Origin of the sequence: Vibrio sp. T3Y01 (assembly GCF_013114525.1) — a bacterium.
Classification (GTDB): domain Bacteria; phylum Pseudomonadota; class Gammaproteobacteria; order Enterobacterales; family Vibrionaceae; genus Vibrio; species Vibrio chagasii_B.
Map to the genome: position 1 here is coordinate 52,073 of NZ_VTXJ01000004.1, position 18,879 is coordinate 70,951.

At 43.0% G+C, this 18,879-nt stretch carries 16 protein-coding genes; 8 read left to right on the top strand and 8 right to left on the bottom strand.

Annotated features, from left to right (window positions below; translation table 11 throughout):
- Window positions 1-100 precede the first annotated feature (100 nt).
- A complete protein-coding gene (locus F0232_RS05775; protein ID WP_019825927.1) occupies window positions 101-586 on the bottom strand; it encodes an Lrp/AsnC family transcriptional regulator in 486 nt (161 codons plus the stop codon).
- A 122-nt stretch (window positions 587-708) separates the two neighbouring features.
- On the opposite strand from F0232_RS05775, the gene F0232_RS05780 reads away from it, so the two are divergent.
- A complete protein-coding gene (locus tag F0232_RS05780; RefSeq protein WP_017629766.1) occupies window positions 709-1,308 on the top strand; it encodes a LysE family translocator in 600 nt (199 codons plus the stop codon).
- 154 nt (window positions 1,309-1,462) lie between these two features.
- Here the strand turns inward: F0232_RS05780 and ahpF are convergent, their stop codons facing one another.
- Entirely contained in the window at window positions 1,463-3,055 is a 1,593-nt protein-coding gene (gene ahpF, locus F0232_RS05785) for an alkyl hydroperoxide reductase subunit F (RefSeq protein ID WP_105059224.1), read from the bottom strand.
- 212 nt (window positions 3,056-3,267) lie between these two features.
- Window positions 3,268-3,825: an alkyl hydroperoxide reductase subunit C gene (gene ahpC, locus F0232_RS05790; protein WP_008220943.1), complete on the bottom strand. Its 558-nt coding sequence runs from the start codon at window positions 3,823-3,825 to the stop codon at window positions 3,268-3,270.
- Between the two features lie 460 nt (window positions 3,826-4,285).
- On the opposite strand from ahpC, the gene F0232_RS05795 reads away from it, so the two are divergent.
- The 6 genes from F0232_RS05795 to F0232_RS05820 all read left to right on the top strand — a co-directional run bounded on the left by F0232_RS05795 (window position 4,286) and on the right by F0232_RS05820 (window position 11,550).
- A complete protein-coding gene (locus tag F0232_RS05795; protein ID WP_059021055.1) occupies window positions 4,286-4,777 on the top strand; it encodes a VOC family protein in 492 nt (163 codons plus the stop codon).
- A gap of 307 nt (window positions 4,778-5,084) precedes the next feature.
- Complete coding sequence (locus F0232_RS05800; RefSeq protein WP_105059225.1) at window positions 5,085-6,461, top strand: uracil-xanthine permease family protein; 1,377 nt, start codon at window positions 5,085-5,087, stop codon at window positions 6,459-6,461.
- 242 nt (window positions 6,462-6,703) lie between these two features.
- Window positions 6,704-8,608 carry a bifunctional UDP-sugar hydrolase/5'-nucleotidase gene (locus F0232_RS05805; RefSeq protein WP_105059377.1) on the top strand — a complete coding sequence of 635 codons (1,905 nt, stop codon included), beginning with the start codon at window positions 6,704-6,706 and terminating at the stop codon, window positions 8,606-8,608.
- Between the two features lie 239 nt (window positions 8,609-8,847).
- Window positions 8,848-9,339, top strand: a complete 492-nt coding sequence (locus tag F0232_RS05810; RefSeq protein ID WP_105059226.1) for a VOC family protein — start codon at window positions 8,848-8,850, stop codon at window positions 9,337-9,339.
- 309 nt (window positions 9,340-9,648) lie between these two features.
- The gene (locus F0232_RS05815; protein ID WP_105059378.1) at window positions 9,649-10,101 is read left to right on the top strand and encodes a septal ring lytic transglycosylase RlpA family protein; all 453 of its coding nucleotides are present in this window, start codon (window positions 9,649-9,651) and stop codon (window positions 10,099-10,101) included.
- Between the two features lie 435 nt (window positions 10,102-10,536).
- Entirely contained in the window at window positions 10,537-11,550 is a 1,014-nt protein-coding gene (locus F0232_RS05820; protein WP_105059227.1) for a manganese-dependent inorganic pyrophosphatase, read from the top strand.
- Between the two features lie 120 nt (window positions 11,551-11,670).
- Here F0232_RS05820 and F0232_RS05825 read toward each other — a convergent pair whose 3' ends face one another.
- Both F0232_RS05825 and F0232_RS05830 read right to left on the bottom strand, forming a co-directional pair.
- Window positions 11,671-13,461 (bottom strand): ATP-dependent endonuclease, encoded by a 1,791-nt coding sequence (locus tag F0232_RS05825; RefSeq protein WP_082242994.1) that lies wholly within the window; start codon window positions 13,459-13,461, stop codon window positions 11,671-11,673.
- Between the two features lie 224 nt (window positions 13,462-13,685).
- Window positions 13,686-14,582 carry a LysR family transcriptional regulator gene (locus F0232_RS05830; protein WP_171750733.1) on the bottom strand — a complete coding sequence of 299 codons (897 nt, stop codon included), beginning with the start codon at window positions 14,580-14,582 and terminating at the stop codon, window positions 13,686-13,688.
- Window positions 14,583-14,681: 99 nt separating this feature from the next.
- On the opposite strand from F0232_RS05830, the gene F0232_RS05835 reads away from it, so the two are divergent.
- On the top strand, window positions 14,682-15,566 hold the full coding sequence (locus F0232_RS05835; RefSeq protein WP_105059228.1) for an SMP-30/gluconolactonase/LRE family protein: 885 nt from the start codon (window positions 14,682-14,684) through the stop codon (window positions 15,564-15,566).
- Window positions 15,567-15,673: 107 nt separating this feature from the next.
- Here F0232_RS05835 and F0232_RS05840 read toward each other — a convergent pair whose 3' ends face one another.
- The 3 genes from F0232_RS05840 to F0232_RS05850 all read right to left on the bottom strand — a co-directional run bounded on the left by F0232_RS05840 (window position 15,674) and on the right by F0232_RS05850 (window position 18,827).
- Complete coding sequence (locus tag F0232_RS05840) at window positions 15,674-16,567, bottom strand: DMT family transporter (protein WP_050652322.1); 894 nt, start codon at window positions 16,565-16,567, stop codon at window positions 15,674-15,676.
- 137 nt (window positions 16,568-16,704) lie between these two features.
- A complete protein-coding gene (locus F0232_RS05845; protein WP_105059229.1) occupies window positions 16,705-17,724 on the bottom strand; it encodes an AraC family transcriptional regulator in 1,020 nt (339 codons plus the stop codon).
- Window positions 17,725-17,828: 104 nt separating this feature from the next.
- Window positions 17,829-18,827, bottom strand: coding sequence for a DUF2860 family protein (locus tag F0232_RS05850; RefSeq protein ID WP_105059230.1), 999 nt, complete (start codon window positions 18,825-18,827; stop codon window positions 17,829-17,831).
- Window positions 18,828-18,879 lie beyond the last annotated feature (52 nt).

Consider the following 18,879-nt stretch of genomic DNA (forward strand, 5'->3'; position numbering starts at 1 on the left):
ACGATATTCGTTTCAAACAAAGCCCAGCCCCTAAGTTTCAGAAACCTAGGGAGCTGGGCTTTTGTTTTGCTGAAAGAAAAGGGCTACCAGGAGAAGTGAACTAGTCCTCAAGAGGAAGTTGATAGCTGTTTTTCAGTTCTTTCACTGAGATGTTGGATTGAATCGCGCTCACGCCTTTTACTCGTCTTATTGAGCTAATACGCTCAAAGTACTCTTCTAAATCTTTTGCTAACACTTGCACCATGTAGTCGGCGCCACCTGCGATACAGTGACACATCGGAATCCAATCCGTGACTGCAACAAACTCTTCGAATGGTTCTGTGTTTTCAACTTCGTGGTTGCCTAGCGTGACCAAGGTAAAACCTGCCACATGAAAGCCTAATTTCTTGCGATTGAGCTTGGCGGCATAACCGTCGATATAGCCTGTTTCTTCCATGCGTTTCCAACGGCGCCAACATGGGGTTTCGCTGAGGTTTACCTTCTCGGCGAGCTTACTGTTGCTCATGCGACCGTCTTGTTGGATATGTCCTAAGATGGCGATATCTGTGTCATCTAATACTTCTTTGGTGGATTCTTTCTGCTTCATGGTGATTTTAGAAAAATCTTGCTCAAATTTGCATTAATATTAGCCTATATAGCAATTTAATTCCTAATCGAATCTGTAAACTCTCTCCCTATCAATATTTTACTTATTAGGAGTGAGAGGGAATGAGCTCTCAATTAATGCTGGCGTTCTTGCTATTTTCAACATCGATTGCAATTACACCTGGGGCAGGGAATATCGCATTACTTGGGATTTCAAGTCGTTATGGGTTTGCTGCAACTTTACCTTTTATCTCTGGGAACGCTTTTGGCATCATCATCGTACTGGCAGGGTCCAGTGTCGGCTTGGTGAGTCTATTCACTCTTTACCCAGAGCTATACAATATTTTGAAGTACGCGGGCGCGGCTTATTTGTTGTTCATGGCGTGGTCGATTGCCAATATGCAAATCGAAGAGAGCACCACCGATAATCGTTCGGGCTTTGTGTCGGGTGTGTTGGTTCAGGTGTTAAACCCTAAAGGTTGGATTGCTTCGTTAACTGTGTTTTCTCAGTTCATCACTCCGAATGCTGACTATCTGATTCAAGTGGTGACCATTATTGCAGGCATGGTGATCACGGGCGTACCGTGCATGTTGGTGTGGGCGTATTGCGGTACGATGCTTAAAAAGCTGCTTCAATCACCAAAACAGATGATGGTGGTAAACCGTTGTTTGGGCGGAAGCCTCGCACTAGTGGTTGCCTTTATGCTTTATCAACCAGCATAAAAATTACAACGAAAAAAACCACTCCTAAATCCATAGGAGTGGTGTCTAAATATTGACAAAGTCGTTAACGATAAACAGTCAGTTAATCATCACTAATAAGTTAATCATAACTGATACGTTAACAAGGACACTTAAGGAAAATTTGATTACAAGATTAAGCGGTTTCAGCCTCTTTAACTGGAGCTGGGTTACGAATTAGGTGGTCAAATGCGCCTAGACTTGCTTTCGCACCTTCACCCATCGCAATGATGATCTGCTTGTAAGGTACTGTTGTTACATCGCCTGCTGCGAACACACCTTTCATCGATGTTGCGCCATGAGCGTTAATCTCAATCTCACCGCGTGGTGAAAGCTCAACCTTCGAACCTTTCAACCATTCGCTGTTCGGCATTAGACCGATTTGAACGAAGATACCCGCAAGCTCAATCTGTTTAAGCTCTTCAGTGTTGCGGTCTTTGTATTCCAGACCTGTTACGCGGTTTCCATCACCCAACACTTGTGTGGTTTGAGCCATTTTGATGATTTCGATGTTTGGTGTTGCGTTCGCTTTATCAATAAGTACTTGGTCAGCGCGTAGCGTGTCTGCAAATTCAAGTACGGTTACGTGTTCCACAATGCCTGCTAGGTCAATAGCGGCTTCAATACCTGAGTTACCACCGCCGATAACGGCTGTTTTCTTGCCTTTGAACAGTGGGCCGTCACAGTGTGGGCAGTAAGCCACGCCTTTGTTACGGTATTCTTGTTCACCCGGAACGTTCATTTCACGCCAGCGTGCACCTGTACTTGTGATAACAGAGCGAGCTCGTAGTGTTGCGCCACTCTCTAATTCAACGTGGATGTAGCCGTCTTTTGTGTCTTCTGCAGCAATGATGTTTGCAGCGCGCTGCTCAGTCATTACTTCAACACCGTACTCTTTTACGTGCTCTTCTAAGCTAGCCACTAGCTTAGGACCTGTTGTCGCTTTCACTGAGATAAAGTTCTCAATTGCCATGGTATCCATTACCTGACCACCAAATCGGTCAGCAACCACACCTGTACGAATGCCTTTACGTGCTGCATAAATTGCTGCTGAAGAACCTGCTGGGCCACCACCCACAACTAACACGTCAAATGGTGCTTGTTGATTTAGGTTTGCTGCTTTCTTTTCCGCTGCACCTGAGTCTACTTTATTAAGGATCTCAGCCAGTGACATACGGCCTTGACCGAATAGTTCACCATTAATGAACACGCTTGGTACTGCCATGATATCGCGAGATTTCACTTCCTCTTGGAATGCTGCGCCATCAATCATGGTGGTCTTAATCAACGGGTTAATCGCTGACATCATGTTGAATGCCTGAACCACTTCTGGACAGTTCTGGCACGATAGTGAGATGAAAATTTCTACATTCAGCTCTTGATCTAATTCTTTAATTTGCTCGATTACGTCAGCTTCAAGCTTGATTGGGTGACCGCCACTGTGAAGCAGTGCCAGTACAAGAGACGTGAACTCGTGACCCATTGGTAAACCGGCGAAACCGATCGCTGTGCCTTTTTCTTGGTTCACTACCTGCATGATAGGGCTGCGCGTGCTTGCGCTATCATCGCGTGTTACTTCAATTTTGTCCGTTAAAGACGCGATGTCGTTTGCTAGGTTTTGGAGTTTGTTTGCGGTATCGCTGTCATCTAGGCTCAGCACTAACTGAACATTGGTTTTTAGGTTTTCTAGGTATGCTTTTAGCTGCTGCTTCATTGCTTGATCTAACATAATCGTGCCTGCTCTTAAATTCTGTGTCTTGGTATTGACCAATACCTTCTTGCTGAAAAAGGAAAATAAAAAGGGGGCGCAAGTCGGCAAATATTGTGGTTTTGATGGTTTGAAAGGGTGGCGCGCAACTGCCCTTTAGGAGGGAGGCCGAAGCGCGCCTGTAGAACCGTTTTATATGTTCTTTTTAGCTATTCTTGTTAGCTAGGCTTAGATTAAATCTTACCTACTAGGTCTAGAGATGGTGCTAGTGTCTCTTCGCCTTCTTTCCATTTAGCTGGGCAAACTTCACCTGGGTTAGCCGCTACGTATTGTGCTGCTTTAACCTTGCGTAGTAGGTCTTCAGCGTCACGACCGATACCTTCAGCAGTGATTTCCATTGCTTGGATAACGCCTTCTGGGTCGATTAGGAACGTAGCACGGTCTGCTAGGCCTTGACCTTCACGCATTACGTTGAAGTTGTTTGTGATAGTGCCTGTTTGGTCACCTACCATGAAGTATTCGATAGTGCCGATTTTGTCAGAAGTATCGTGCCATGCTTTGTGAGAGAAGTGAGTGTCAGTTGATACTGAGTAAACTTCTACACCGCGAGATTGAAGCTCTGCGTATTTTTCTTGTAGGTCAACTAGCTCAGTTGGACATACGAAAGTGAAGTCTGCTGGGTAGAAGAAGAACACTGCCCACTTGCCTTTAACGTCTTGCTCAGTGATTTCTACGAACTCGCCGTTTTTGAATGCTGTTGCGTTGAATGGTTTGATTTCTGTGTTGATCATGTTTGGACTCTCTTTCTAATTTGTAGTGTTTAACGCTATCCCGCGTCGATGGAGATATATTGCATTGGCACCGAAAATTAGTGAAATCGGACATTTCTATAGATTCAATAGGTGATTCCTATCTTCGAAAGGAGAAAGCTATCAACAAAAACGATTAACAAAAGCCATCAAACATCAGCAATACTCGATTTGAGTGGCTATGCTCTTTAGGTTGTTCTCTATATTGGGCTGACCTCCTGCTAATGTGAGCGTCTATTTATAGTGTGAGCATGTATGTAGATAGCGTTTCTTTAAGTGAGCTGAGATCCTATTTTAATCTAGGAATAACAAAAAATTATCATTAATATAAATTATGATAATTTCAGTTAATCGCAATCTCTCCCTATACTCTTTTCATCGAAACGAGATACTGAAGTTAGACTTCGAAAAGCACAGAATAAAAAACGAATTGGAGAAAGTTATGAAAATGAATCACGTAGGCATCATGGTTGGCGATATGGACCAGGCAGTAGAGTTTTACACTAAGGCTCTAGGTCTAAGAGTTGTAATGAACAACACCAAAGTGATGGAAGAACGCGAATCAGCAATTGGCCGTATGTGTATCGCTGTATTTGGTGAAGGCTTCAAAGGTTTCAACATTGCTCACCTAGTCACATCTGATGGCATCGGTGTTGAGATGTTCGAAATGGTTGACCGTGAAGAGCGTCATAAGGTTGATTTCTCTCGTCTAGGTATCTTCCATTTCTGTCTGCAGCTTCCAAAAGAGCAATTTCATTCAGCTATTAAACGCGTTGAAGAGTTTGGCGGTAAAGTACGTATGGACATTCACCGTTACCACCCAGAAGACGAGCTAAAACAAGCACAAATGGTTTACCTAGAAGACCCGTTTGGCAACCTGTTCGAATTCTACTCTCACTCATACGAAGATACGTACGCGACAGATTACGAGTAATAGACGCCATCTACCTGTCGTAAGGTAGAAAAACCGAAACACCCCCCTAAAGAGGATTGGTAGAGATACCAATCCTTTTTTTGTGCCTGCGATATTCGGGTAGAGGTTACAGATAAACCAGGTCAAAGGATTGCTTTGTGTTCTCTGTTTGCACTAAAACGAGCCGACAATGTTGCTCTACAGTGCAGCATTGGCTTAAGAATAAACTTAACTGATTGATAAACATGATGTTAAACCATTGGCATATATGTTGCTTTATTGCCCTTATATAAATTGTATACAATAAAAAATACATAAAGGAAGTCACATGGAACAGAACAGTGAATTGATCTACGGATTAGACGATCGACCATCAGTCAGAGCAGCCAGCTACGCGGCGCTGCAGCATGTATTAGCCAGCTTTGTTGGCATTATCACACCCACGCTCATTATTGGTGGTGTCCTTGGATTGGGTGAGCACATTCCCTACCTGATCAGCATGGCACTCATGGTGTCTGGCGTCGGTACCTTCATCCAAGCCAGAAAAGTAGGCCCAGTTGGTGCAGGCATGATCTGTGTTCAAGGAACCAGCTTTGCGTTTTTAGGTTCAGTATTAGGCGCGGGTTTTCTGGTTAAAGCGAATGGAGGCGGGCCGGATGAAATGCTCGCCACCATTTTCGGCGTCTGCTTCTTTGGTGCATTTGTTGAAATCGTCCTATCGCGCTTTATCGAAAAACTCAAGGTCGTTATCACGCCCGTTGTCACCGGAATCGTTATCACGACGATAGGTATCTCTTTGATTAAAGTAGGTGTTACTGATATTGCGGGTGGTGTTGGCGCGGAAGACTTTGGCTCTGGAAGTAACCTGCTTCTGGGTGCGATTGTGCTCGGAACCATAGTGGCACTTAACCTAAGCAACAACACCATGGTTAGGCTGTCGTCTATTTTGGTCGGTTTGGTTGTAGGATGGGGCGTTGCTATTTTGATGGGCAAAGCGCCCATGGTTTCTTTTGCATCTCAACCGTTATTGAGTATTCCTATCCCATTTAAATATGGTTTTGCTTTTGATTGGCAAGCCTTCTTACCTATTGCTTTTATCTACTTGATTACCGTGATTGAAACGACGGGTGACCTTACCGCTAACAGCATGTTCTCAGGGCAACCAGTTAAGGGGCCAAAATACATCAATCGACTCAAGGCTGGCGTGCTAGGTGATGGTGTGAACTCGCTTATCGCAGCAGTATTTAATACCTTTCCAAACACGACTTTCAGCCAGAACAATGGTGTGATTCATTTTACCGGAATCGCAAGTCGCTACATTGGCTACTTCATTGCGGCGATTCTTTTTCTATTGGGTCTATTTCCCATCTTAGGCGCGGTATTAATGACGATTCCAAAACCAGTATTAGGCGGGGCAACCTTGGTGATGTTCGGTACGGTTGCCGCTGCGGGTATCAAAATTATTGCCAATGAAAAGTTGGATCGCCGAAGAATCATGACGATCGCTATCTCATTAGGCTTGGGGCTTGGAGTAATGCTAGTGCCTGACTTGTTGAAAGAAGCCCCCAAGCTAGCGCAAAGTATATTTGGCTCACCAGTAACGATGTCGGGCATCGCTGCCCTTGTGATTACTGGGCTGATGTCTCTGGTACCTGAAAACAAAACTAAGCCGATGACGAATTCGGTACAAACCAGTAAAGCGTAGTGGTTTGACTAGAGTTTAAATTGGCACGTTTAAACAGAGCCACATTACTTGATATGTGGCTCTTTCTATTTACCTGTTAGTGTGGCTCGCATAGTTACATAAGCTGTTTTAAGGTTGTCAGCAGTCACGTTTATTTGAAATATCAAGAGCTTGTATCACTGAAAATATGACACTAGTCACTCATAAGGTAGACGCAATTCTATATGGTGGCGTCATACTATATCCACCATGTGAACATGCAGATGAAAAGACAACTATTATCCAGTGCAATCCTACTTTCTCTTACTTTTCCTACCTTTGCCGCTGACGGTGACATACACGACGTCACGATACTTGGCACTTCAGATATCCATGGTCATTTTATGGCGTGGGACTACGCGTCCGATAAACTCAACACTCGTGGCAGCTTAAGCCAAATAGCAACGAAAGTGGGTGATATCCGCGAAGAGCAGTCGAACATTATCCTCGTTGATGCTGGTGATACCATTCAAGGTAACTTCGTAGAAACATTTAAAGATGATCCCGTTGACCCAATGATGCTTGGCTTCAACCACATGAAATATGATGTGTGGGTTTTAGGCAATCATGAATTCGACTTCGGCCTTAAAACGCTCAACAGAGCTGTTACTCAATTTAAGGGCCAGTCTTTAGGCGGCAACATCAAGAACAAAAACGGAAACCCATTCCTACCGGGTTACACCATTCTAGAACGCGGTGGAGTTAAGATCGGTGTGATTGGGATGGACACCCCAATGACAGAGGTCTTTGCACAAGGTACCAACCGTTTAGAAGGCGTCACTTTCACTAACCCGACACTGGAAGTGAAGAAAATAATCAAAGAGATCGATGACCAAGTCGATGCGATCGTATTGGTTGCACACATGGGTATTGAAAACGAAAATGACATCGCGAATACAGGTGTCACCGACATTGCGAATGCTAACCCAGAGCTTGATGCCATTGTTGCGGGTCACATGCATACTCGTATTGATAAGGCGGTTGTGAATGGGGTGATTATTACCGAACCAGACAAGTATGGCCGAGCTCTGTCTCGTATCGACCTCCAATTTGAAGAGCGCGATGGCAAATTCACACTAGTGAACAAAGACAGCTTCACTTACAAGATTAATGGCGTTGATTCCGATGAAGATATGGACGCGCTATACCAGCCGTATCACAAACAACTTCGAGAAATGGCGAACCGACCTGTGGCTCAGCTAACTGGCGTTGACTTAGTTCCTGAAAATGAAATCCGCGGTATCCCTCAAGTTCATATTCAAGACACCGGTATTAGTGCGTTATACCAAGAAGCGAGCTTCTTCTATGCACCAAAAGCTAATGTCATCGCACTCCAAATTGATAATGACAATGCAGAGCTGGATGTTGGTCCGATTAAAGCCAAAGACATCGCTTATAACTATCAATATGCTGGTGGAGAAATCACGGTTTACCAGATGACAGGTAAAGAACTTAAAACCTACATGGAATGGTCTGCTGGCTATTTCAACTCGGTACAGCCTGGTGATGTCACTTATAGTTTTAATCCAGAACGCAGAGCATCTAAATATTCGACTAATGATTTCTTTGCGGGCGTGACTTATACCATTGATCTAACTCAGCCTGCAGGTAAACGTATTACTAACCTTGAGTTCGCTGATGGCACACCTGTTACCGATGAAACTGAAATCCGAATTGGTATGAATAGCTATCGAATGGGTCACCTCACTAAAAAAGGTGGTGTTCTAGAAGGTGAATCATTCCCTGTATTGTTTGATACAGAGGCAGAGTATGGTGAGGAAGCGGGCACAATTCGTAATATGACCATCAAGTATCTAACAGAAGAAAAGAATGGTCAGTATGAAGGGAAGCCTCAACAACGTTGGACACTCTCTGGTTTGGATAGCCGTTACAGCGAACAACGTGAGATCGTGAAATCATTGATAAATGATGAAGTTATCTCAATCCCAATAAGCAACGATGGCCGCTATACGAATATCGCTTCAATCAATGTACAAGGTCTGATGTTCGACACCGATGAGGCTAAACAAGCAGCCATAACAGCACGTAAAAACAAACTGACGCAAGCGACCGAGCAAGAAGGAATGCAGATCAAACGTGAGATCACACTCATTGAAGCACTAAATTAACGTCTTATAGATACCATTAACAATCGTTCATATGATCTATGTGCCCCAAGAGCAAAAGCTCTTGGGGCACATGTTCGTTAATATAGACCTCAAGAAATAAATGATAACATAAAATTATTATTAATATAAATTATGATAATTTCATTTAATCCACTTATCTCCATATACTCTCTCCATCGAAACGAAATACAGAAGCTGAGCTTCGAAAATACAGAATTAAAAAAGAATTGGAGAAAGTTATGAAAATGAATCACGTAGGTATCATGGTTGGCGATATGGACCAAGCTGTAGAGTTTTACACTAAAGCTCTAGGTCTAAGAGTTGTAATGAACAACACTAAAGTGATGGAAGAGCGCGAATCCGCAATCGGTCGTATGTGTATCGCTGTATTTGGTGAAGGCTTCAAAGGCTTCAACATTGCTCACCTAGTAACTTCAGACGGTATCGGTGTTGAGCTATTCGAAATGGTTGACCGTGAAGAGCGCCATAACGTTGATTTCTCTCGTCTAGGTATCTTCCACTTCTGTCTACAGCTTCCAAAAGAGCAGTTTCATTCAGCTATCAAGCGCGTTGAAGAGTTTGGCGGTAAAGTACGTATGGATATTCACCGTTACCACCCAGAAGACGAGCTAAAACAAGCACAAATGGTTTACCTAGAAGACCCGTTTGGCAACCTATTCGAATTCTACTCTCACTCATACGAAGATACGTACGCGACAGATTACGAGTAATAGACGCCATCTACCTGTCGTAAGGTAGAAAAACCGAAACACTCCCTAAAGAGGATTGGTAGAGATACCAATCCTCTTTTGTGTTTGGATGATTGGCTGGGTGACTTATCTACATCAAGTGTTCAAGAAAGATACAGATTTAAGGTGTTGTTAAATTTGACGTTTCTAAGATAAAACCTTTCATGGATATGACGGAAGAAAGCGTACTTCATGAAAACATTGTGCATTCATACCGGATGGTAGCCTTTGCTGAGCAGTGACTATACTCAGCATTGTATGGTGAACCAAAACACAACGAAAACAGAGAAAATGCACAGATTAGCGCACCCAAGTTACATGAAAAAACTACATATCATCTTTACCGCTCTCATTCTTATGATATTAGCCGGATGTACCTCAACGTCGGCGGTCGGCAGTTCTAAAACAAAGGAATATGCCAAGTCACATGCTTTGACTGGTCAAGCCTCTTGGTATGGTGATAAGTTCCATGGCAAGCTCACAGCAAGTGGTGAGACGTATAATATGAATGCTTACACGGCAGCGCATAAAACCTTACCCTTCGGCACTATCGTGAGAGTGACTAATACAGACAATAACAAGTCTGTTGATGTGAAAATTAACGATCGAGGCCCGTACGTAAAAGGCCGAGTGATCGACCTTTCGCACAAAGCATTTGCAAAAATTGGCAACCTTAAGCAAGGCACAGTTCCTGTCAGAATCGAGATTGTTGATGACAGCAATACCTTTAGGTACAAGCACTAGAATCCCTTTCTAGCTCCCCTTGGTTTACATCTCCGATCCCTTACCTGCAATGGAAAGAGCTGACCGTCGACCTTGATGAATGTACAGTACATTTATGCTTACTTGATTAGGCTGCTTTCGCAGCCTTTATTGATCCTTTCTAATATCATTTTTTAGTTAGATTATTTAATTCTTATAATTTGAATTGGGTCTTTTGTATCTCGTTAATTTAGTGGCTTATATGTCGGTTCACCAAGCTTCATTAAAATTCATTGTGAAATAATGAAAAGCTGACCAAATCCCAAATGATGTGTAACTTGGTTAACAATGGGAAAAGAAGGGCGAATTACATTTCGTTACTCATTGAAGTAAATCTGAAACATCGCTGAAACGGTTCTGAAATTTTTGATGGCTAGCTTATGGGGTTCTAAAACGAATCCAAATAAGGAAATACCCGTGAAGCTAACACCTGTCGTTGCCGCCGTAATCATGTCTTTCAGCTCAGCAAGTTTTGCTTTTAGCTTGCAACAATCAGCCAATGAAAACAGTGAAGATCTCGTATGGACGGGGCACCTTAGCCCAGATAGCGACACGGTAATGTCTGCGATGCTCGCGGCTCATATCTATGGCGGTACGGCTACAGTACCTGAGCCTATCAACCCTGAATCGACGTTTATCTTGAATTACTGTAATGCGGAATCACCACGTGTAGAGACAGATTACTCTTCATATCGAGTAGGGCTGGTGGACTTCAATCAGGTTACTCAGCTAGCGCCAACTATTGACCAAGCATCCATTGTGGCTGTGGTTGATCATCACGCAATTGGTGGCTCACCGATTAACACACCACAAATGGTTGAGATGGATATTCGTGGTTGGGGATCGGCTGCGACAATTTTGGCTGACAATGCTGAAAAGCTGGATGTGACCCTACCTAAGCATCTTGCTTGTGTCGGTTTAGGCGCAATCCTTTCTGATACCGTGGTATTCCAATCATCGACCACGACTGAGCATGATCGTGAGTACGCAGAGAAACTTGCAAGAGTTGCAGGCATTTCAGATATCGAAGATTTCGGCCAACAGATGCTGATTGCTAAGTCGGATCTCAGTCACCTTTCTTCTGAAACCATTCTGACTCTGGACTACAAGAACTTTAAGTACGGTGGCAAACAGGTGGGCATCGGTGTGGCTGAAACGCTAACGGCTCAACAACTGATTGACCGCAAAGACGAGCTTTTGGCAGCGATGAAGTCTTATAAAGAAGAGAACGACTTAGACCATCTGTTCTTCTCAATCACAGACACTAAAAACAAAGAAGCAAACTTACTTTGGGTTGATGAAAGCGACTATCAAGTTATCAAATCGGCTTTCAACGCTGAACCAACCAGCGACATGCTAACTTTGGAAGGCGTTACTTCTCGTAAGCGCCAGATTGGCCCTGCAGTTCAAAAGGCAATTGAGAGCTTGTAAGTAGAAAGATAATCTTGGAAGGGGTTGGTGGAGATACCAATCCCTTTTTGTTTTGTTAAGCATTAATATTATCTGAGCTTTATCAATTTAGGCGTATAGAACTAAATCGTTAGTATTGGGCTAGAAAACTTCTTGGTTCTCCTCTAGCTCAGATGAGTTTTCTTGAATTTTAGTTGATCCTAACCCTTTTTTAGCTGAGCGGTATAGAATCGTTTGTTCATCCTCAAATGATCCACCATAAACTTTTTGGTGTTGTTTTTCGAGCATATTGTCTAGCATGTCAAAAAGCTTAACAAAACGAGAGCTCCAAGCTGAAGGATGTTCTTCTTTCGCTCTTAGTTGTAAATTATTTCGCAATTGAACCTTATTTGTCTGAGTTTTCATATCAAATGGCTGAAGGTTGCCTTCAAAATCGAGTGAAAAGCTCTTAAACCAATTAGGATGTAAGCTATGAAGTTCAATAATCCAATTGTCAGGAAATAACCCCTCTAATGCAAATCCATTGTGTAAGCTAACGAAGTCGATATTTGGTTCAAAAGATATATCTTTATTACCAAGAAACTGCTGAAGGTTTCGTCTGCAATTGCTACCCGCTTGATCTCCGTCTAACACTGTCACAACGGCTCTCTCTTTGTGAATAAACTCATAAGTGGCTTTCATGAAGCCTTCCATACCACTTACACCCGTAAAATCAATAAAACTAGCATTTCTCAGGTGAGGCCATATGAACTCGCCTGTTTCATAGTTTGGAGATACCGAATCGAGTATCCAGCTGAATACTTCTCTCTCGGATTTACCTTCAACAAAAACATTCATAACGTTTAAATTATAGTAGTCACTGAAGCGGACACCCAAAGCGCTACGAATAGATGACGTTGCCTTTAGGTAGGAGTCATAATTGACAACTTTTGTGAATCCATTATCTAATTCTGTGCCAACTAGTTTTCGAGGGTCTCGGTTCACAAACCCAAGAGAGTGAGTTGTTGTGACGAGTAAAGCTGAATCTCGGAGTTTCTCAAGCATTTTATGACAAGCTTCAGCTAATTGAGGGTGCAAATACGATTCAGGTTCTTCTATTAACCAAATAGTTTGCTTACCTAACTTAGATTCTTCGTTTGTAATCCATAAAAATGAAGCAAGAATTGCAGAAGCTTGAATCCCCATACCTTTTCGCTCAATGGATGTCTTATTTGGGTCGGATAGATTGAATTCAAATTTATCAATTAACTCTTCTAATGAGTCGTTAGGTAGAGAAAAGTGAGAAGTAATATGACCTAGATTAGCTATCGCGAGTTGCGCATCTAACTGCTTTGAAATCTGAGCTAGCGTTGAGTTGATATCAGCAACTTTATCTGCAAGTGTTCGAGTTACAGAGCGTTTGATAAATGGGAGTAATAGGCTTTGGTATAAATCTCCTGTACTTTTTGACGATGGTACATAGTGACAAACGAAGCTATCGAGCAATAAATTTACTGCTTGAGCTTGTTTTCGTGAAAAATTTGTATTTTGATCTTTCTTGATTTTTTGGTTAGAGAAAAACCTATAAGAAGGGTTACCAGTGTTAGTGGCAAATGAGATATATAATTGAAAATCATTTGAAAGGTCACGTGGCTCTTCTAACAAACTATTTAATTCGCTGTATAGCCGAAAAAATTCAGAATCTGCATCGACAGAGTCACATGAAAAGTTAGCTGATAAGGTAGTTTGTCCTTTCGCATCAAAGGTAAAATCACGTTTCAAATCATAACCTAGCACATTACTGGGGCCAGTAAAAACCATCTCAATGGCTTTCAATATGTTGGTTTTTCCTGTGCTGTTAGGGCCTACGATGGTCAATCCGTTAGTCAAGTCAATTACTTGCTCCGAGCCGATCGTGCGAAAATTACGAATTCTGAGGTTATTCAATTGCATTTATTTACCCGTACCCAATATGCATGATGTGGCTATGATATTGTAAGTTATGCAATTGTATAAGGTAAATTTATGTTTTTGTTTTGACTAAGATAGATGGCGCTTTCAAATTAGCTCGAATACACTCGCTATCAATTATCCCCATTCAGAATATCATTTCACTTTACTCAAACAAAAATTGGAACGCACATACGTTCCAATTGAAAGATTCGGCGTTCTAAAGCTCACAGCGTATATGCGTTATTCGATTCCAACCACTCTTTAACCGCTCGGTTAAAAGTGACCAACTTCTGCGGTGTGACCCTTCTTTGAGCATAGATAAGGCTTAGCTTTTGGGCTTTTATCGACCATTCTGGGAACACGTGAATAAGCTCACCTTGTTTGAGCTGCTCTTCAACTTGATAGAACGGCAAGCTGGCGACACCTATTCCTTGCATCGCTAACTCTAAAATTGAACTGTAGGTATTTGAGCTAACGCTTCCAGTTACTTCAACATGGTAGGTTTGATCACCATTGATCAGCTCCAGCTGATTCCAGCGTTCATTTTGACTGTTAAGAATGAAGCTGCATTTATGGATGTCTTTGGTGGTGGCGAGTGGGTTAGTTGATACGTAATCCGCACTGCAAACGAGAACATTGCGGATATGCCCAAGATCGTTGGCAATCACATCATTAGGCAGTTCATCGTAGGCTCTAAAAGCAATGTCAAAGTCGCCAGATTCTATCTTCTTTTTCATCGGCCCAAAGTCGAGAATCAAATCTACTTTTGGATACTCTTGCTTGAAAGTAGGGATGATATGACGACAAAGCGCACGCCCAAACTCTATCGGTGCGGTAATTTTTAAATCGCCTGCCACTTCCTGCGTCATGTCTAAGACACGCATTTCCGCTTCGATTGCTAATAGTTGAATTTGCTTCGCTTTCGAATACAACTCTTCACCCACTTCTGTGAGGCTGATAGAACGAGTCGTTCTGTGAAACAGCTTAGAATTCAATGTTTCTTCGAGTCGTTGTACATGCCGAGATACCAAACCTTTCGACACATCCAATACTTCAGCGGCCTTGGTGAAGCTTTGCTCTTCGGCGACAGTCAAGAAGGTCTGCATATAAATCAAATTCATCATTAACACCATTTAGTAAACAGTGAAGTCATTTTGTACTGTTTTTCTCACTCCTTCAAGAAACTAAGATTCAAAACGTAAACAGAAAGGAGAAGAACAATGAACAAATTACTACTTATTACCGCTGCAATGGCTGCCTCTATGAATGTTTCAGCTGCCTCTGTTGTAGAAAGCAACCCAACACTAGTTGGAGACTCATTCGGCTTTGTTGAAGGCCCAACATGGGATGTGAAACATCAACGTTTCTTGTTTAGCGACATTCCAAATAACACAACCTATTCTTACGATCTTGACGGCAAGTTGAGCGTTTTTGATGACAATTCTGGCTATGCCAATGGTCTCGATATCGATGCGAAAGGCAACCTTTGGGCTGCTCGCCATGATAGAAAGCTGTCGTACCGTCAGGGCAACGGAGAGAAAGTGATTGTCGCTGCAACGTATAACGGCAAGCGGCTCAATAGCCCGAACGATTTAACCGTTAACAGTGATGGCAGCGTGTGGTTTACCGATCCTCCGTTTGGTATTCAAGGTTACGGCCCAGAAAAGGCAGAACCAGAGCAACCGGTTAATGGCGTTTATCGTTATTTAGATGGTGATCTAAAGCTGATCACTGGAGAGTTCAAGCTACCAAACGGCATCGCTTTTTCTTCTGATGAATCTTCGTTATACGTTGCCGACACATCTGATGGCTGGGTATACCGATTTGATGTTGATGGACAGTCACTCAGCAATAAGACACAGTTTGCCCAAGTGAAGGCGGAGTCTGGTTCTGAACCTATGGTTGATGGCGTCGCTGTTGATGTCGATGACAACCTATTTGTTGCAGCGCACGGTGGCGTGGGTGTGTTCGATAAAGACGGTAAGCAAATAGACTTCATTGCTATCGATGCGGGCCATATCAGCAACCTAGAAATTGGCGGGAAACAGCAAGACTTACTGATGGTAACGGCATACAACAAAGTGTTGGTGTTCAAACTTAAGTAACGCCTTACACAAGCGAAAACAAAAAGGGACGGGTAGAAATACCGGTCTCTTTTCTAATATGAACATGTCGAAAGTGGGTTAGCTCAATGCAATGATGTAGCCGATGATTAAGGCTTAGGTTGATTGGCTTCTATATCTAGGGCCGTTTGATTTGGCCTGCCGAAATACTTCTTCCATTTTATTGGCATCATAGGAATGACGATTAGGCTGATGCCGACAAGGGTCAACATGTCTGGAATCTCGTCAAACCACATCACGCCAAATAGGGTCACAAACACCAACCCTGAGTATTCTGCGAGAGCAATTTGGTTTGCTGGCGCTTTTTTATAAGCCACCACCACAAGGGCATGGTACCCAAGAACGAATAGGTTGATTGCCATAATCCACCCAACATGACGCCATTCAATCGCCGCCCATGCAGGCAGAGCAAGAGCCAACGCCAGCGGCAGAGTCATTACACTGGTCCAAAATAGTGTCGAGATAATGTGTTGTTCTGCGTGAAGACGTTTAATCAAAATATTGCCGACACCCATCGCGAGCGCACTGCCTAACCCTGCAATAGCAGCCCAGTGAAATTGCTCTGGACGCAACACGATTAACACACCCACGAAGCCAATCAATGTCGCGACCACTTTTGATGATGTCGGCTTCTCTTTCAATAAAACAATAGAAAGCGGAAGCATAAGAATGGGCCCAACATAGAACATCGCGTTTGCGGTCGCCAAGGTGAGGTGTGTGATGGCAATCATTGCGCAGCCACTTCCCACCAGGATGAATTGAGCCCGCAAGAAGTTGATGCGACAACCACCTTGCATGCGTGTCTCTTTGGGGAGCTTTAGCCAAAAAGGAAGCAGCAACATCACGCTCAGTAGCTGGCGGATAAACACATATTGGAACGTGGGCACTTCACCGTTCAGCACTTTGAGTGAGACGTCTGAAAACGAGGCGAGCAGGTTTGCGAATACTAAGAGCAAAATCGCGTGGTTGGTGGCTTTGGTCATACAGAAACAGCGCTACACATTTGTCATACAATTATGGGCGCACATAATACATGAGAATCGAAAATATGTAAGAACAAAAACCAAGTAAGAAGAATGTCGTTCGATGCTTAGTGGTATGGGGGGGGCGAGATCTGTTGTTACGACCTGAGTTCAGTAGGAGAGTGCCCAGTCCAGTTTTTGAATGCTCGGCTGAATGCGCTCGAGTCTGAAAAGCCGAGTTCGTGAGCCACATAGGTAATATTGCCGTCGTTCTGATTCAGTAGCGTCATGCTCAGTTCAAGACGGTATTTATCGAATAAACGACGAAAACTCACCCCTTGTTGTTTAAGTTTACGATTCAGGGTTCGAGGGCTGATGTGAAGGTTACTCGCCACGCTATCTAGGTTGGTGTCTTTTACCGCAAGCACTTTGAACGTTTCATTCACTTTGTAGATCAGGTTGGTTTTTAATGTTTTTTCCATCTGCTGGTCGGCTATTCGTACTAACTCTGCATGAAAGTCAGCTTGGAATTGGCGAGGTTTCGCCTGAACAAGATCGTTAGGGAACAGTATATATCGGGCGGGGAAGCCTTCCTTCATTTCTACATTAAATACGCGCTCATATATGCTTAAAAACTCATCACCGATGGTGTTCTTATGGATATGGATGGCGACTTTTTGTTTTGGTGTATTCAGGTATTTTCGAACGAGCTTGAGGATAATACTGAAATAGAGCCCTAAGCTGATGTGTGTCATTAGGGTAGTTTCGTCGATGTACTCTGGGGTTACTGTCCAAAGCTCTATGTCACCACACTCTGTTTCGCGACTGAATATTTTCAGTAGTGGATGTATGTGAGTTGAGTATCGACTCAGCAGTTGGCAAAAGCTGGAGAGATCTGGCGCGGTGAGCATGGCCATTACCGGCGCGCCCATTTCAAGCTCATCGAAGTAGCGAGCAGATTCATCAAACAGGTCGATCAGTTCATGATCAAAGCGTTGGTAGATATTGGTGATGGCGGATTGAAGCTGATAAGCCGAGATCGATTCGGCGGAGCAAAGTTGTTTGTAGACCTCTGCTCCCGACCAGATATCGCTGCTGTCTCCAATTCTAGCCTGAATAGCAGAATCTAAAGTTTTAAACCAAAAAATGGGCAATTGAGTACTAAAACTTTCCACCATAACTCCCTGTTATTACTGGCGATTGAAGAGTGTTCTTCTCGGTAATATACCCAAATTAAAGGATTTGTTTACGGGTTACAAGCAATGAAAACCTCAGTTCAGCCTTAGAATTTGTAATCAACACCTAAGGAAACCACGTATTGCGATGATTGGTAATACTCAATGTTTGAATTCGTGGTCTTGGCGCCGAATAGTGACACCAAAGACCAGTTTTTAGCATTAAAGATATTGGTATATTCATAGGCGATGAATGCTCCAAAGTCTTTGTCTTCTCGCGTCTTATTAAAAATTGGGTTCTCTTTATCATAGCTACGCTTTGCTGCATTAAGTGTTAAAGCTAAACCATGATTTCCATACATTTTCGCTAGGTTAATTTCCGCGCCAAGGCTCAAGAACGATAGTGCGTCTCCCTCTGAGTCTGATGAGACAACATTCATCGAGGGTGTGAAAATGCCAGAACCATCTTTTAATAAGTACTGGTAACCAGATTTTAGGTAAAAGTACTTTCGCTCTCGAATCATCAGTGCGCGTTCTTCTTCGGTTAAACCAAGCCCCTTTAGACCGGTGTTTTCTTTTTTAACGTCTGACTCACCAGAAGCGACATCGAGATTAAAATTCGAGCCCATTATTCTTGAAAGTTGCATTCGAACGACAGTACCAGTGACATCGGTCTCTTCTCTTTTCGAGTCTACAGCATAAGGGTCATCCCATACTTCGCCAGATATTAGAGTCGGCAAGATAGAAAAGTCGACTACCATGCCATTTTCCACTTGCTGTCTATATCCAATTTCAAATGCCAGCGTACCTGTGATGATGTCGTCTCTTGAGGTACCTAAGAAAAACTGTTTATGATTCAAAGCGCCAAAGGTGTATTGCACTGAACCCAAAACAGCGACCATTCCCTCAGCTTCTGTATTACCCGACGACATTAAATCGGCTTGAGATTGATGATTGCTTTGACCAACATCGAGGTTACTTGAGTTGGCGGTGAAGCCTGTTAGGAAGGTCATATTGCCACTGATGCCTTCACTTGGTGCTAGAGCTGCGAATGAATATGGCGCAAGCGTCAGGCTTGCCAAAAATAGGAAAATAAGATGTTTCATCAATAGACTCGTACTTAAATAATTTTCTAAATTGAACTGTTTTGAAAGTGAA